This window comes from Streptomyces sp. NPDC046925 (assembly GCF_040644915.1).
Classification (GTDB): domain Bacteria; phylum Actinomycetota; class Actinomycetes; order Streptomycetales; family Streptomycetaceae; genus Streptomyces.
Genome location: NZ_JBEYWZ010000005.1, coordinates 360,540 through 375,399 on the forward strand (window position 1 = coordinate 360,540; position 14,860 = coordinate 375,399).

Here is a 14,860-nt window from a genome sequence, read left to right on the forward strand (position 1 = left end):
AGGATTCTCTGCCGCCCGCTTCGCACCGGAACGGTACTCATGCCTGCGCGCCAGGCACAGCGTCCGTGAAGTTATCCACAGGGTTGACACCTTATGGCGCTGAGCCGCACCATTGAACTCGACGAACCGAACGATCGGTCGGTAGCTAGCTAAAGGTCGAGGGGGACCGCGATGGCGACAGCAGCCGAGCATCAGACGGCCCGGTCCGAAGCGGACCGGGCAGCGGCCGACGCCGCAGGCACAGCGGCGCTCACCGCGGTCTTCGACGCCGCGGTCGCGGCCGACGAGCGCATCGAGCCGCGCGACTGGATGCCCGACGCCTATCGCGCCTCGCTGGTGCGGCAGATAGCGCAGCACGCGCACTCCGAGATCATCGGCATGCAGCCGGAAGCCAACTGGATCACGCGCGCCCCGTCCCTGCGGCGCAAGGCGATCCTGATGGCCAAGGTCCAGGACGAGGCCGGCCACGGCTTGTATCTGTACAGCGCCGCCGAGACCCTCGGCACCAGCCGCGACGAACTGCTCGACAAGCTGCACTCGGGCCGCCAGAAGTACTCGTCGATCTTCAACTACCCGACGCTGACCTGGGCCGACGTCGGCGCGATCGGCTGGCTGGTGGACGGCGCCGCGATCACGAACCAGGTCCCCCTGTGCCGCTGTTCGTACGGCCCCTATGCCCGCGCGATGGTCCGCGTCTGCAAGGAGGAGTCGTTCCACCAGCGCCAGGGATATGAGTCGCTGCTCGCCCTCAGCCGGGGCACCGAGGCCCAGCACGCGATGGCGCAGGACGCGGTGGACCGCTGGTGGTGGCCGTCCCTGATGATGTTCGGCCCGCCCGACGACGAGTCGTCGCACTCCGAGCAGTCGATGACCTGGAAGATCAAGCGCCACTCGAACGACGAGCTGCGCCAGCGCTTCGTGGACATCTGCGTCCCCCAGGCCGAATCGCTCGGCCTGACGCTCCCCGACCCGGACCTCGTGTGGAACGAGGAGCGGGGGCATCACGACTTCGGCGCGATCGACTGGACGGAGTTCTGGGCGGTCCTCAAGGGCAACGGCCCCTGCAACGAACAGCGGATCACCCAGCGCAGGACCGCGCACGAGGAAGGCGCGTGGGTGCGCGAGGCAGCAGCGGCGTTCGCCGCCAAGCACGGGGAGGCGAAGGCATGAGCAGCTCGACCGAATGGCCGCTGTGGGAGGTGTTCGTGCGCTCCCGCCGCGGGCTCTCCCACACCCACGCGGGCAGCCTGCACGCACCGGACGCGGAGATGGCCCTGCGCAACGCCCGCGATCTGTACACCCGCCGGAGCGAAGGCGTCTCGATCTGGGTCGTGCCGTCCGCGCAGATCACCGCCTCCTCGCCCGACGAGAAGGACTCCTTCTTCGAACCGGCGGGCGACAAGCCCTACCGCCACCCGACGTTCTACGACATCCCGGAGGGGGTGAAGCACCTGTGACCACGCCACTGACCCCGACGGCCACCGCCACCGCCCTCGCCCTGGGCGATGACGCACTGGTGCTCTCGCACCGGCTGGGGGAGTGGGCGGGCCACGCACCCGTCCTCGAAGAAGAGGTCGCCCTGGCGAACATCGCCCTCGACCTCCTCGGCCAGGCGCGCGTCCTGCTCTCCCTGGCGGGGGACGAGGACGAGCTGGCCTACCTGCGCGAGGAGCGCGCCTTCCGCAACCTCCAGCTGGTCGAGCAGCCGAACGGCGACTTCGCGCACACCATCGCCCGCCAGCTCTACTTCTCCACCTACCAAACCCTGTTGTACGGGCAGCTGGCGAGCGGTGACAGCACGTTCGCCCCGCTGGCGGCCAAGGCGGTCAAGGAAGTCGCCTATCACCAGGATCACGCGGAGCAGTGGACGCTGCGGCTCGGCGACGGCACCGCGGAGAGCCATGAGCGGATGGCGCGCGGGCTCGACGCGCTCTGGCGGTTCACCGGAGAGATGTTCCAGCCGGTGGAGGGCCTCGACGGCACGGACGGCGCCCCGGGCGTCGACTGGGCGGCGCTGCGCGAGAGCTGGACGGCCTCGGTGACCGCCGTCATCGAGAAGGCCACCCTGACCGTGCCCACCGGCCCGCAGGAAGGGGCCTGGGCGGCGGGCGCGGGACGCCAGGGCCTGCACACCGAGTCCTTCGGGCGGATGCTGGCCGAGATGCAGCATCTGCACCGCAGTCATCCGGGGGCGTCATGGTGACCACCGCCCTCGAAGAAGAGCTCCTTGCCCTTGCGGGCTCCGTGCCCGACCCGGAGCTGCCGGTCATCACGCTCGCCGAGCTCGGGGTCCTGCGCGGGGTCCGCGTCCGCGGCATCGGCAAGGTCGACGTCGAGCTGACCCCGACGTACACCGGCTGCCCGGCCATCGAGACCATGACCGCCGACATCGAGCAGGTGCTGCGCGAGCGCGGGATGGCCGAGGTCTCCGTGCACACCGTGCTCTCCCCCGCCTGGTCGACGGACGACATCAGCGCGGAGGGCCGGCGCAAGCTGGCGGAGTTCGGCATCGCGCCCCCGCGCCCGCACAGCGTCGACGGGACCGGCAGCGGCGGTCCGATACCGCTCACCCTCTCGGTCCGCTGCCCGCACTGCGGCTCGACCGACACCGAACTGCTCAGCCGCTTCTCGTCGACGGCCTGCAAGGCCCTGCGCCGGTGCGTCTCCTGCCGTGAACCGTTCGACCACTTCAAGGAGTTGTGATGGCCCGCTTCCACCAGCTCCGGGTAGCGGACGTCGAGCGGCTCACCGACGACTCCGTGGCGCTGACCTTCGAGGTGCCGCCCGCACTGCGCGAGGAGTTCCGGTACGCCCCGGGACAGCACCTCGCCGTCCGCCGCTTCGTCGACGGCGCGGAGATCCGGCGTACGTACTCGATCTGCGCACCCGCGCCCCACCCCGAGCGCCCCTCGGAGCCGACGACCTTGCGGGTCGGGGTGCGCTTCGTCGAGGGCGGCGCCTTCTCGACGTACGCCCTGAAGGAAGTCGCCGTCGGCGATGCGCTCGAGGTGATGACCCCGGCCGGGCGCTTCACGCTCGAACCGGCGCCCGGACGCTATGCGGCGGTGGTCGGCGGCAGCGGGATCACACCGGTGCTCTCCATCGTCACGACGCTCCTGGAGCGCGATCCGAGCGCCACGTTCTGCCTCGTCCGCAGCGACCGCACCACCGCGTCGACGATGTTCCTGGAGGAGGTCGCCGACCTCAAGGACCGCTGGCCCGAGCGGTTCCAGCTGGTCACGGTGCTCTCCCGCGAGGAGCAGCAGTCGGGGCTCGACTCCGGACGGCTCGACGAGGAGCGGCTCGGCAGGCTGCTGCCCGCGCTCCTGCCCGTCGACGAGGTGTCGGGCTGGTTCCTGTGCGGCCCCTTCGGCCTGGTCCAGGGCGCGGAGAAGACCCTGCGCCGCCTGGGCGTGCCGCGCGAGCGCATCCACGAGGAGATATTCCACGTGGACGACGGCCTCGCCGCACCGGCGCCCGCCGCCGTGTCGGCCGCCCCCGCCAACAGCACCGTGACGGTGACGCTCGACGGACGCTCCGGCACCTGGCCGGTCCGGGACGGAGAGTCCCTCCTGGACACCGTGCTGCGCAACCGCGCGGACGCGCCGTACGCCTGCAAGGGCGGGGTGTGCGGGACCTGCCGGGCCTTCAGGGTCTCGGGCGAGGTGCGGATGAACCGCAACTTCGCGCTGGAGCCGGAGGAGACGGAGGCGGGGTATGTGCTCGCATGTCAGTCGCATCCGGCCACGGACACCGTGGAGCTGGACTTCGACCGCTGAGCCGCCGCACTGCTACCCCGCGTACCGCAACTGCCTGTCACGCGTACCGCCGCACTGTCCGCCCCGCGTACCGCACTGCCTGTCCCGTCGCTGTTCCCTTCCTATAGAACCTGTTCTATCTTGACGGCCCGTCAGAAATAGCTGGCGGGCGGGACAGACAGAGCAGTCGGGCCGGTGCACGGGAGGACAGGCAGTGGACTTCACCTTCACCGAGGAACAGCAGGCGGCCGTCGAGGCGGCGAAGGCGCTCTTCGCCTCCGTCGCAGCCGACGGAGTGCCGAGCCCCGCCCTCGTACCGGGCGCCGTCGCGGAGGACTTCGACCGCGCGCTGTGGTCCAAGGTCGCCGCGGCCGACCTGCTGAGCCTGCTCCTCGACCCCGAGTACGGCGGCGCGGGCCTGGATGCCACCGCGCTCTGCCTGGTCCTGCGCGAGTCCGCGAGGAAGCTCGCCCGGGTCCCGCTCCTGGAGAGCAGCGCGGCCGCGTATGCCGTGCAGACGTACGGCAGCGCGGAGTTGAAGCAGCGGATCCTGCCCAAGGCTGCCCGCGGAGAGCTCGTCCTGACCGTCGCGGCGAACGGCCGCAGCGGGCACGACCCCGCCGAACTCTCCGTGACCGCACGGCAGGACGGCGACGACTGGCTGCTCGACGGCACACAGACGGCTGTGCCCTGGGCACAGAACGCCGACCACATCGTGGTGCCCGCCCACACCTCCGCCGGCAGGTCCGTCATCGCGGTGGTCCCCCGCGAGGGCCAGGGCATCGGCGTCGCCGAGCAGGTGTCCACGAGCGGTGAGCGCCTCGGCGAGCTCAGCCTGAGTTCCGTACGGATCGGCGGCGGTGACGTCATCGAGGCCGACGGGGCCTGGGAGTGGCTGCGCGATCTGCTCGCCACCGGGACCTGCGCCCTCGCGCTCGGCCTCGGCGAGGCGGTGCTGAGCATGACCGGCGAATACACGAGCAAGCGCGAGCAGTTCGGCTTCCCCGTCGCCACGTTCCAGGCCGTGGCGGTGCAGGCGGCCGACCGTTACATCGACCTGCGCGCGATGGAGGTCACCCTCTGGCAGGCCGCCTGGCGCATCAGCACCGGTGCGAGCGGCGCCCTGCCCGCCACGGGAGATGTGGCCGTCGCCAAGATCTGGGCGTCGGAGGGCGTACGCAGGGTCGTGCAGACGGCCCAGCACCTGCACGGCGGCTTCGGATCGGACACCGACTATCCCCTGCACCGCTACCACGCGTGGGCCAAGCATCTTGAGCTGTCCCTCGGCCCGGCAGCGGCGCACGAGGAGACCCTGGGCGACCTGCTGGCCGCCCACCCCCTCGGCTGACCCGCCCGAACCAAGGCGGCCCGGGCTCGACCAGGCCGAACTAGACCACGGTGCCCGGCTGGCCCTTGTCGTCGACGACGGGCCGGCCCGCGGCCGCCCAGCTCTGCATGCCGCCGTCGACGTTCACGGCGTCGATGCCCTGCTGGACGAGGTACATGGCGACCTGCGCCGAGCGCCCGCCGACCCGGCAGATGACGTTGACCTTGCCGTCCTGCGGGGCGGCCTCGGTCAGCTCGCCGAAGCGCGCGACGAACTCGCTCATCGGGATGTGCAGCGCACCCTCGGCGTGGCCCGCCTGCCATTCCTCGTCCTCACGGACGTCAAGGAGAAAGTCGCCGCTCGCGAGGTCGCCGACACCGACCGTGGGCACGTGAGATCCGAAAGCCATGCCCCGACGCTACCCGACCGTCCAGGGGGTCGATTACGAGGTCAGCCGCGCGAGCTCGGCCTCGCGCTCGGTGACCTGCGCGAGCAGCTGCTCGGCGATCTCGTCCAGGAGCTGGTCCGGATCGTCCGGCGCCATCCGCAGCATCGCGCCGATCGCCCCTTCCTCCAGCTCCTGCGCGACCACGGTGAGCAGTTCCTTGCGCTGGGAGAGCCACTCCAGGCGCGCGTAGAGCTCTTCGCTCTTGTTCGGCCACCGCTGCTCGGTCACGGGGCCGGCGGCCCACTCCTGCGACAGCTCCCGGAGCAAGGCCTCGTCACCACGGGCGTAGGCGGCGTTCACCCGCGTGATGAACTCGTCCCGGCGGCTGCGCTCCGCGTCGTCCTGGGCCAGGTCGGGGTGGGACTTGCGGACGAGCTCACGGTAGAGCTTGCGGGCCTCGTCGCTGGGCCGCACCCGCTGCGGCGGCCGCACCGACTGGTCCGTCAGCATCGCGGCGGCCTCCGGATATAGGCCGTCACCGTCCATCCAGCCGTGGAACAGCTCCTCGACGCCCGGCATCGGCATGACCCGCGCCCGCGCCTCCTCAGCCTTGAGCCGGTCCTCCGGGTCGCCGCTGCGGGCCGCGAGGGCCTCGGCGATCTCCGCGTCCAGCTCGTCGAGGCGCGCGTACATCGGGCCGAGCTTCTGGTGATGGAGCCGGGAGAAGTTCTCCACCTCGACCCGGAACGTCTCGACGGCGATCTCATACTCGATCAGCGCCTGCTCGGCCGCCCGGACCGCCTTCTCGAGACGTTCCTCGGGCCGCGCGGCGCCCCCCTGCCCCGCCGCCCCGTCAGGAGCTTCGCGACCGGCGGTCACGTGATCAGGATCAGGCGTCATGGGCTGCGTCGGCTCGGTTTCCGGGGTCGTCACCCGTCCAGCGTAGGCCACCGCGACACAGCCCGGCCCGCATGGCATCCCCCGCCGCACGGCCCCGGCGCGGCCCTCGCCTCACACCCCCGCCTCCGCGGCGACCCGCCCCTCCTTGACCGCACGCACCAGCTCCCCGTGGTCCGCCTCCGTCCGGTTCGCGTACGCCACCGCGAACGCGGCCACCGCCGTGTCCAGCTCGTCGTTCTTGCCGACATAGCCCGCGATGAGGCGCGGGTCGGCGCTGTGCGCGTGGGCGCGGGCCAGCAGGGCCCCGGTCATCCGGCCGTAGTCGTCGATCTGGTCGGCGGCCAGTGCAGCCGGGTCCACGCTGCCCTTGCGGTTCCTGAACTGCCGTACCTGGAAGTGCCGTCCGGCCACCGTCGTCCACCCGAGCAGGAAGTCGCTGACCACCTGCATCCGCTTCTGCCCGAGCACCACCCGATGCCCCTCGTGCGCGACCTCGGGCACCTCGAAGCCCGCCGTGGGCAGATGCGGGAGCAGTACGGAGGGCCGCGCCTCCTTGACCTGAAGCACCAGCGGCTCTCCCCGGTGGTCCAGGAGCAGCACGACGTAGGACCGCAGGCCCACGCTGCCCGTGCCCACGACGCGGAACGCCACGTCCTGGATCGCGTACCGCGCGATCAGCGGCAGCCGGTCCTCGGACAGCGTGCCCACGTACTCCTCCAGCGCGCAGGCGACCTCGACGGCCTCCGCGTCCGGTATCCGCCGCAGCACCGGCGGCGCGTCGACGAACCGCCGCCCCGCGCGGCCGCTCTCGCCCCCGACGCGCTCGGTCGACTTGGCGGCGAACCGGGCGCTCGTGTTGTGCCGGGCCTTCTCGGAGACGCTCTCCAGGGTGCCGAGCAGATCGCGGGCGTCCGTGTGCGAGACCAACTCCTCGTCCGCGATGGCGTTCCACGCGTCGAGCGCGGGCAGCTTCGCGAGCAACCGCATCGTGCGGCGATACGCCCCCACCGCGTCGAACGCGGCTTCCCTGCAGACGTCCTCGCTCGCCCCGGCCTCGCGCCCCGCGAGCACGAGGGAGGCCGCGAGCCGCTTCACGTCCCACTCCCAGGGCCCGTGCCCCGTCTCGTCGAAGTCGTTCAGATCCATGACGAGTCCGCCCCGCGCGTCCGCGTACAGGCCGAAGTTCGCCGCGTGCGCGTCACCGCATATCTGGGCGCCTATCCCCGTCACAGGGGTGCGCGCGAGGTCGTACGCCATCAGACCGGCCGCACCGCGCAGGAAGGCGAAGGGGGAAGCGGCCATCCTGCCCACGCGGATCGGCGTCAGCTCGGGGAGCCTGCTGCGGTTGGTCTCCTCCACGGCCTCGACCGGGCCGGGGCGGCCGTCGTCCTCGGCGAACCACTCGTGCGAGGCACGGCTGACGCGGGCCCGCAGCGCCTTGCCCTCCCGCTTCGGCGAACCCCCCGAAGCACCCGCCCCAGAAGCCTCCGCAGCCCCCGTCGGCCCCTGGGAGCCCCACTCCGCGAACCCCTTCACGTACGGCAGCCGCACACCGTCGATCCCCGCCATGACAAACCCCCACCGTCCGGACCGCGCAGGCAGGCATTCCCTGGCCCCACCTGGCATGAAGGTACCGCCGGGCGCCGGAACGCGTCAGAGCCTGTGGACAACCCACAGCCTGTGGACAAACCGGCACCCCGAACTGCCCAGAACTGCCCCCGGTGACATACATCACCGTCACGCGAGCCCCCGCGCCAAACAGCCCGCACAAGCACCGCAAGCACCGCAGACACAACGAGAAGCGGGCCCCCACCAGGACTTTCATCCTGGTGGAGACCCGCTCCACATGGTGCGCGAGGGGGGAGTTGAACCCCCACGCCCTTTCGGGCACTGGAACCTGAATCCAGCGCGTCTGCCTATTCCGCCACCCGCGCATGGGTGTTGTCCTGGGCCCCTCACCGCTTCGTGCACACACTCTGTGCGAACACTGTGTGGTGCGGCGCCTTCCGACATCCAGAAGATTAGCACGCTGCGGCGGGTGGATTCACATCCGTATTCGGGGGCACCTGCCCAGGTGATCCGGAGAGATGAGGGCCGGACCGACCGACTTCCGCCGTACGCGGCCAAGCTCCGCACGCGGGTGCGGGACACTGGAATGAGGCCCCCTCTACGATCCCTGTTGAAGGAGCCCGAGAGGAGTCCGGAAGGATCCCGGAACCCTGGTGCGGGCATGCCTTGTGAGAGGCGACACTCATCGACTGGGCGGACAGGGGGAACCAGCCGATTTCCCGGCGCGTGGATACGATCAGTAAGCAGTACCAGGATGACTACGACGGAGGAGGTGCCCCATGGGAGTCATGAAGAAGTTCGAGCAGCGACTCGAAGGTCTCGTCAACGGCACCTTCGCCAAGGTGTTCAAGTCCGAGGTCCAGCCCGTCGAGATCGCCGGCGCCCTGCAGCGCGAGTGCGACAACAACGCGACGATCTGGAACCGCGAGCGGACCGTCGTTCCCAATGACTTCATCGTGGAGCTCAGCGCGCCCGACTTCGAACGCCTGAGCCCCTACTCGGGACAGCTCGGCGACGAGCTCTCCGGGATGGTCCGCGAGTACGCCAAGCAGCAGCGGTACAGCTTCATGGGCCCCATCAAGGTCCACCTGGAGAAGGCCGAGGATCTCGACACGGGTCTGTACCGAGTGCGCAGCCGCACGCTCGCGTCCAGCACCTCGCAGAGCCCCGAGCGCGCACCCGCAGGACCCTCGGGCCCCGGCGGCGGTCACGGCGGCGGTCACAGCCCCGCGAGGCCCCCCGCGGGCGGCGCGGGCGGCGGCTACGGCTACCCGCAATCCCCTCAGCCCTCCAACGCGCCTCCCCCCATGCCCGCAGGGCCGCCCCCCGGCGGCCGTCCCGGCGGCGCCTCACCGGCACCGAGCCGCCCCCAGGGGCCCGGCGCCGGGCCTCTTCCGGGTGCGCAGGTGCGGCGCTGGATCGAGATCAACGGCAATCGCCATCAGATCTCCCGCCCGACGCTGGTGCTGGGACGCAGCACCGACGCCGATGTGCGGATCGACGACCCCGGCGTATCGCGCCGGCACTGTGAGATCCGGACCGGAACGCCCTCGACGATCCAGGATCTCGGGTCTACCAACGGCATCGTGGTAGACGGGCAGCACACCACCCGCGCTACGCTCCGCGACGGCTCGCGGATCGTCGTGGGCCAAACCACCATCGTTTACCGGCAAGCCGAAGGGTGAAGCGGGGGCAATGTCAGAGCTGACCCTGACGGTCATGCGGCTGGGTTTCCTAGCCGTTCTGTGGCTGTTCGTGATCGTGGCCGTCCAGGTCATCCGCAGCGACCTGTTCGGTACGCGCGTCACACAGCGCGGTTCGCGCCGTGAGAACGCGCGTCCGCAGCAGGCCGCTCGCCAGCAACAGCAGGCGGCAGCACCGCCCGCCCAGCGCCAGCAGCAGGGCGGCGGGCGGCAGCGCCGCGGCGCCCCCAGCAAGCTGGTCGTCTCCGAAGGGATCCTCGCGGGCACGACGGTCGCCCTGCAGGGCCAGACGATCTCGCTGGGCAGGGCACACGATTCGACGATCGTGCTCGACGACGACTACGCGTCAAGCAGGCATGCCAGGATCTACCCGGACCGTGACGGCCAGTGGATCGTCGAGGATCTCGGGTCCACCAACGGCACGTATCTCGACCGGACCCGACTCACCACCCCGACGCCCGTTCCGCTGGGCGCGCCGATCCGCATCGGCAAGACCGTCATCGAGCTGCGGAAGTAGTACTACGTCATGACAGAGCGCGAGCGGAGCGAGCGAGCCGAAACGGCGGTCCAGGACCTGGACGCCGGCGCGCTCCCGACCGGAGGGTGGGCACCGTGCGGATGTACCCGGAGCCGACGGGCGAGGTGCGCATGAGTCTGTCTTTGCGCTTCGCCGCCGGATCGCACAAAGGCATGATCCGGGAGGGGAACGAGGACTCCGGCTATGCCGGTCCGCGTCTCCTCGCGATCGCCGACGGCATGGGGGGCCAGGCCGCGGGTGAGGTGGCGAGCTCCGAGGTGATCTCGACGCTCGTCACCCTCGACGACGACGTACCGGGATCGGACATCCTCACGTCGCTCGGCACCGCCGTGCAGCGGGCCAACGACCAACTGCGCCTGATGGTCGAGGAGGACCCCCAGCTCGAGGGCATGGGGACCACCCTGACCGCCCTGCTGTGGACCGGTCAGCGCCTCGGCCTCGTGCACGTCGGCGACTCCCGCGCCTATCTCCTGCGGGACGGCGTCCTGACGCAGATCACCCAGGACCACACCTGGGTGCAGCGTCTCGTCGATGAGGGCCGGATCACCGAAGAGGAAGCCACCACCCACCCGCAGCGCTCCTTGCTGATGCGCGCGCTCGGCAGTGGTGAGCACGTCGAACCGGACCTCTCCATCCGCGAAGTCCGCTCCGGCGACCGCTACTTGATCTGCTCGGACGGTCTCTCCGGCGTCGTCTCGCACCAGACGATGGAAGACACCCTCGCGAGCTACCAGGGCCCGCAGGAGACCGTGCAGGAGCTCATCCAGCTCGCGCTGCGCGGCGGCGGCCCCGACAACATCACGGTGATCGTCGCCGATGTCCTGGACATCGACAGCGGCGACACCCTCGCGGGACAGCTCTCCGACACCCCCGTGGTCGTCGGCGCGGTCGCCGAGAACCAGCTCCAGGCGCAGGACGACGGCGCCATGCAGACCCCCGCGGGCCGCGCGTCCGGCCTCGGCCGTCCGGTGCCCCCGCAGCCCTCGGGAGGCGGCTTCGGGCCGCCCGGCAGCGGCGACACGACGGGGTACGTCCCGGAGTCGAACTTCGGCGCCTACAGCGACGAGGACTTCGTGAAGCCCGGCGGCGGCCGCAAGTGGCTCAAGAGATCGCTCTACACCGTGCTCGCCCTGGCGGTCATCGGCGGCGGCCTGTACGGCGGCTACCGCTGGACCCAGACCCAGTACTTCGTAGGCACGAACGACCAGAACGTCGCCCTCTACCGCGGTATCGACCAGGACCTGGCGTGGGTCAGCCTGTCGAAGGTCGAGGAGGACTACCCCAAGATCGAACTCAAGTACCTGCCGCCGTACCAGCGCAAGCAGGTCGAGGCGACCATCGCCGAGGGCAACCTCGACGACGCCAAGAGCAAGATCGAGGAGCTCGGACTGCAGGCCTCGGCCTGCGAGAAGGAGGCCGAGCGCCGCAAGGCCGAGCGTGAGAACGCCAAGCCCGGCGAGGGCGAGGCGGGCGGCACCACCGGCCTGGCCGCCAAGGCCCCCAGCGACGATCCGACCGACCCGGCCGACAAGAACGACAAGAACGACTCGACCGACAAGAACAAGTCCAAGACCGCACCGACTCCCACACCCGGCCCCAGCTTGTCCGAGGACGAGGAGAAGCTGGTCCCACTGTGCGGTAAGCAGTAAGCAGCCGTTGGGGGCCTTTGCACGCCATGAGCAGTAGCACTACACACACGTCGACCATCGGCGCGATCGGGGCGCCGAGCAGGCGCAACACCGAGCTCGCGCTCCTCGCGTTCGCCGTCGTCATCCCGCTGTTCGCCTACATCAACGTAGGTCTGGCGATCGACGGCGAACTGCCCACCGGCATGCTCGGGTACGGAGCGGGGCTCGGTCTCCTCGCCGGCGTCTCGCACTTCGTGGTGCGCAAGTTCGCGCCGTACGCCGACCCGCTGCTGCTGCCCCTGGCCACGCTGCTCAACGGCCTCGGTCTGGTCGTCATCTGGCGGCTCGACCAGTCGAAGCGGCTACAACAGCTGCCCAACTTCAGCGCGGCGGCGCCGAACCAGCTCATGTACTCCGCGATCGGCATCGCCCTGTTCGTCGGCGTGCTGCTCCTGCTGAAGGACCACCGCGTCCTGCAGCGCTACACGTACATCTCGATGGTCGGCGCCATCATCCTGCTGCTGCTTCCCCTGGTCCCCGGCCTCGGCATGAACGTGTTCGGCGCCAAGATCTGGATCCGCGTCGGCGGATTCTCCATCCAGCCGGGTGAGTTCGCGAAGATCGTCATCGCGATCTTCTTCGCGGGCTACCTCATGGTGAAGCGCGACGCCCTGGCCCTGGCCAGCCGCCGCTTCATGGGGCTCTACCTGCCGCGTGGCCGTGACCTCGGACCCATCGTCGTCGTCTGGATCATCTCGATCCTGATCCTCGTCTTCGAGACCGACCTCGGTACGTCCCTGCTGTTCTTCGGCATGTTCGTCGTCATGCTGTACGTCGCCACGGAGCGCACCAGCTGGATCGTGTTCGGTCTGCTGATGTCCGCGGTCGGCGCGGTCGGCGTCGCCTCCTTCGAGCCGCACGTCAAGCAGCGCGTCGACGCGTGGCTCGACCCCATGCGCGAGTACACGCTGAGCCAGCAGGGCGTGGTCGGCCACTCCGAGCAGGCGATGCAGGCCCTGTGGGCCTTCGGCTCCGGCGGCACGCTCGGCACCGGCCTCGGCCAGGGCAACTCCGACCTCATCAAGTTCGCCGCCAACTCGGACTTCATCCTCGCCACGTTCGGCGAGGAGCTCGGCCTCGCCGGAATCATGGCCATCCTGCTGATCTACGGGCTGATCGTGGAGCGCGGTGTGCGCACCGCCCTCGCCGCGCGCGACCCGTTCGGCAAGCTCCTCGCCATCGGCCTGTCCGGCGCCTTCGCCATCCAGGTCTTCGTGGTCGCCGGCGGCGTCATGAGCCTCATCCCGCTGACCGGTATGACCATGCCCTTCCTGGCGTACGGCGGTTCGTCGGTGATCGCCAACTGGGCGCTGATCGGAATCCTCATCCGCATCAGCGATACCGCGCGCCGACCGGCGCCGGCCCCAGCCCCGAACCCTGACGCCGAGATGACCCAGGTGGTCCGACCGTGAACAAGCCCCTGCGCCGGATCGCGGTCTTCTGCGGGTTCCTCATCCTTGCCCTGATCGTCCGGGACAACTGGCTCCAGTACGTCCAGGCCGACACCCTCGCCAAGGACGAGAAGAACCGCCGCGTCACCATCGAGCGGTACGCCACCCCGCGCGGCAACATCATCGTGAACGGCAAGCCGGTCACCGGCTCCAAGGAGTCGGGCGACGGGAACGACCTGAAGTACCAGCGGACGTACTCGAACGGCTCCATGTGGTCCCCGGTCACCGGCTTCGCGTCGCAGAGCGTCGGCGCGACCCAGCTGGAGTCCATCGAGGACGGCATCCTGACCGGTAACGACGACCGTCTCTTCTTCCGCCGCAGCCTGGACATGCTGACCGGCGAGAAGAAGGAGGGCGGCAACGTCGTCACGACCCTCAACACCGCGGCACAGAAGGCCGCGTACAACGGCCTGAAGGGCCTCGGCAAGGGTGCGGTCGCCGCGATCGACCCGTCCACGGGCGCGATCCTGGCGCTGGCCTCCGCGCCGTCGTACGACCCCTCCACCTTCGCCGGTGCCGACGGCAAGGCCTTCCAGAAGCTGGACAAGAACAAAGACAAGCCGATGCTCAACCGCGCGCTGCGCGAGACGTACCCGCCGGGCTCCACCTTCAAGGCGGTGACCGCCGCGGCGGCTCTTGAGCACGGTCTGTACGACGACATCGACGCGCCCACCAAGTCGCCGCTGCCGTGGACGATGCCCGACACCACGCAGCCGCTGCCGAACGAGGGCAACATCCCCTGCAAGAACGCCTCGCTGCGTGAGGCACTGCGGGTGTCCTGCAACACCGTCTTCGGCAAGATCGGTTCGGACCTCGGCAAGGACAAGATGACCGAGACGGCCGAGAAGTTCGGCTTCAACGAAGAGCAGTTCGTGCCGGTCCGCTCGAACGCCTCCGTCTTCCCCGAGAAGATGGACCGGCCGCAGACCGCGCTCTCCTCCATCGGCCAGTTCGAGACGGCCGCGACGCCGCTCCAGATGGCCATGGTCGCCTCGGCCATCGCCAACGACGGCAAGCTGATGGAGCCGTACATGGTCAGCGAGCTGCAGGCGCCGAACCTCGACGTGATCGAGAAGCACGCGCCCAAGGAGATGAGCCAGCCGCTCTCCGAGGAGAACGCGCAGAAGCTCCAGGACATGATGGAGACGGTCGTCAACGACGGCACCGGTACGAACGCCAAGATCCCGAACGTGACGGTCGGCGGCAAGACCGGTACGGCCCAGCACGGCATCGACAACAGCGAGAACCCCTACGCCTGGTTCATCAGCTACGCCAAGACCGACTCCGGTTCGCCGGTGGCCGTCGCGGTGGTCGTCGAGGACAGCAAGGCCGGCCGTGACGACATCTCCGGTGGCGGTCTGGCCGCGCCCATCGCCAAGGACGTGATGCAGGCGGTTCTCGACAGCAAGAAGTGACCCGCGTCACGGCTTCTTCACATCAGTGCACGTTGCGATACCGGTCCTGTATCGGGTGACGGTGGCGGCCGGGTCTCGTAAGGCGAGCCGGGTACGGTATGCCCGGACAGCACACCGCCGGAC

The 14,860-nt window shown here is 69.9% G+C and carries 14 protein-coding genes and 1 tRNA gene; 11 read left to right on the forward strand and 4 right to left on the reverse strand.

Annotated features, from left to right (window positions below):
* The first annotated feature begins 171 nt into the window (after window positions 1-171).
* The 6 genes from paaA to ABZ906_RS23130 all read left to right on the forward strand — a co-directional run bounded on the left by paaA (window position 172) and on the right by ABZ906_RS23130 (window position 5,106).
* Window positions 172-1,170 (forward strand): 1,2-phenylacetyl-CoA epoxidase subunit PaaA, encoded by a 999-nt coding sequence (paaA, locus tag ABZ906_RS23105; RefSeq protein WP_361200273.1) that lies wholly within the window; start codon window positions 172-174, stop codon window positions 1,168-1,170.
* Window positions 1,167-1,457 carry a 1,2-phenylacetyl-CoA epoxidase subunit PaaB gene (paaB, locus tag ABZ906_RS23110; protein ID WP_190083040.1) on the forward strand — a complete coding sequence of 97 codons (291 nt, stop codon included), beginning with the start codon at window positions 1,167-1,169 and terminating at the stop codon, window positions 1,455-1,457. Before paaA ends, paaB begins: the two co-directional genes overlap by 4 nt.
* Window positions 1,454-2,203, forward strand: coding sequence for a 1,2-phenylacetyl-CoA epoxidase subunit PaaC (paaC, locus tag ABZ906_RS23115; RefSeq protein ID WP_361200276.1), 750 nt, complete (start codon window positions 1,454-1,456; stop codon window positions 2,201-2,203). Before paaB ends, paaC begins: the two co-directional genes overlap by 4 nt.
* Window positions 2,197-2,703 (forward strand): 1,2-phenylacetyl-CoA epoxidase subunit PaaD, encoded by a 507-nt coding sequence (paaD, locus tag ABZ906_RS23120; protein ID WP_361385452.1) that lies wholly within the window; start codon window positions 2,197-2,199, stop codon window positions 2,701-2,703. The genes paaC and paaD overlap by 7 nt, the downstream gene beginning before the upstream one ends.
* Window positions 2,703-3,779, forward strand: coding sequence for a 1,2-phenylacetyl-CoA epoxidase subunit PaaE (gene paaE / locus ABZ906_RS23125; protein ID WP_361385455.1), 1,077 nt, complete (start codon window positions 2,703-2,705; stop codon window positions 3,777-3,779). Before paaD ends, paaE begins: the two co-directional genes overlap by 1 nt.
* Window positions 3,780-3,972: 193 nt before the next feature.
* Complete coding sequence (locus ABZ906_RS23130) at window positions 3,973-5,106, forward strand: acyl-CoA dehydrogenase family protein (RefSeq protein WP_361385458.1); 1,134 nt, start codon at window positions 3,973-3,975, stop codon at window positions 5,104-5,106.
* 40 nt (window positions 5,107-5,146) lie between these two features.
* On the opposite strand, the gene ABZ906_RS23135 is transcribed toward ABZ906_RS23130, so the two are convergent.
* The 4 genes from ABZ906_RS23135 to ABZ906_RS23150 form a co-directional block, all read right to left on the reverse strand.
* On the reverse strand, window positions 5,147-5,494 hold the full coding sequence (locus tag ABZ906_RS23135; RefSeq protein ID WP_361200288.1) for a rhodanese-like domain-containing protein: 348 nt from the start codon (window positions 5,492-5,494) through the stop codon (window positions 5,147-5,149).
* Between the two features lie 33 nt (window positions 5,495-5,527).
* Window positions 5,528-6,406 (reverse strand): J domain-containing protein, encoded by an 879-nt coding sequence (locus ABZ906_RS23140; RefSeq protein ID WP_361385461.1) that lies wholly within the window; start codon window positions 6,404-6,406, stop codon window positions 5,528-5,530.
* Between the two features lie 78 nt (window positions 6,407-6,484).
* Window positions 6,485-7,942, reverse strand: coding sequence for a DUF2252 domain-containing protein (locus tag ABZ906_RS23145; protein WP_361385464.1), 1,458 nt, complete (start codon window positions 7,940-7,942; stop codon window positions 6,485-6,487).
* Between the two features lie 278 nt (window positions 7,943-8,220).
* Window positions 8,221-8,307 (reverse strand) — tRNA-Leu (locus ABZ906_RS23150).
* A gap of 414 nt (window positions 8,308-8,721) precedes the next feature.
* Here ABZ906_RS23150 and ABZ906_RS23155 point away from each other — a divergent pair.
* From ABZ906_RS23155 to ABZ906_RS23175, 5 genes are all read left to right on the forward strand, one after another.
* Window positions 8,722-9,627, forward strand: a complete 906-nt coding sequence (locus ABZ906_RS23155; RefSeq protein ID WP_361385467.1) for a DUF3662 and FHA domain-containing protein — start codon at window positions 8,722-8,724, stop codon at window positions 9,625-9,627.
* Window positions 9,628-9,637: 10 nt separating this feature from the next.
* Complete coding sequence (locus ABZ906_RS23160) at window positions 9,638-10,162, forward strand: FHA domain-containing protein (RefSeq protein WP_361200297.1); 525 nt, start codon at window positions 9,638-9,640, stop codon at window positions 10,160-10,162.
* A 131-nt stretch (window positions 10,163-10,293) separates the two neighbouring features.
* Window positions 10,294-11,832 (forward strand): Stp1/IreP family PP2C-type Ser/Thr phosphatase, encoded by a 1,539-nt coding sequence (locus ABZ906_RS23165; protein WP_361200300.1) that lies wholly within the window; start codon window positions 10,294-10,296, stop codon window positions 11,830-11,832.
* A 26-nt stretch (window positions 11,833-11,858) separates the two neighbouring features.
* Window positions 11,859-13,283 (forward strand): FtsW/RodA/SpoVE family cell cycle protein, encoded by a 1,425-nt coding sequence (locus ABZ906_RS23170; protein WP_361200303.1) that lies wholly within the window; start codon window positions 11,859-11,861, stop codon window positions 13,281-13,283.
* A complete protein-coding gene (locus tag ABZ906_RS23175) occupies window positions 13,280-14,737 on the forward strand; it encodes a penicillin-binding protein 2 (RefSeq protein ID WP_361385470.1) in 1,458 nt (485 codons plus the stop codon). The genes ABZ906_RS23170 and ABZ906_RS23175 overlap by 4 nt, the downstream gene beginning before the upstream one ends.
* Window positions 14,738-14,860: the final 123 nt, after the last annotated feature.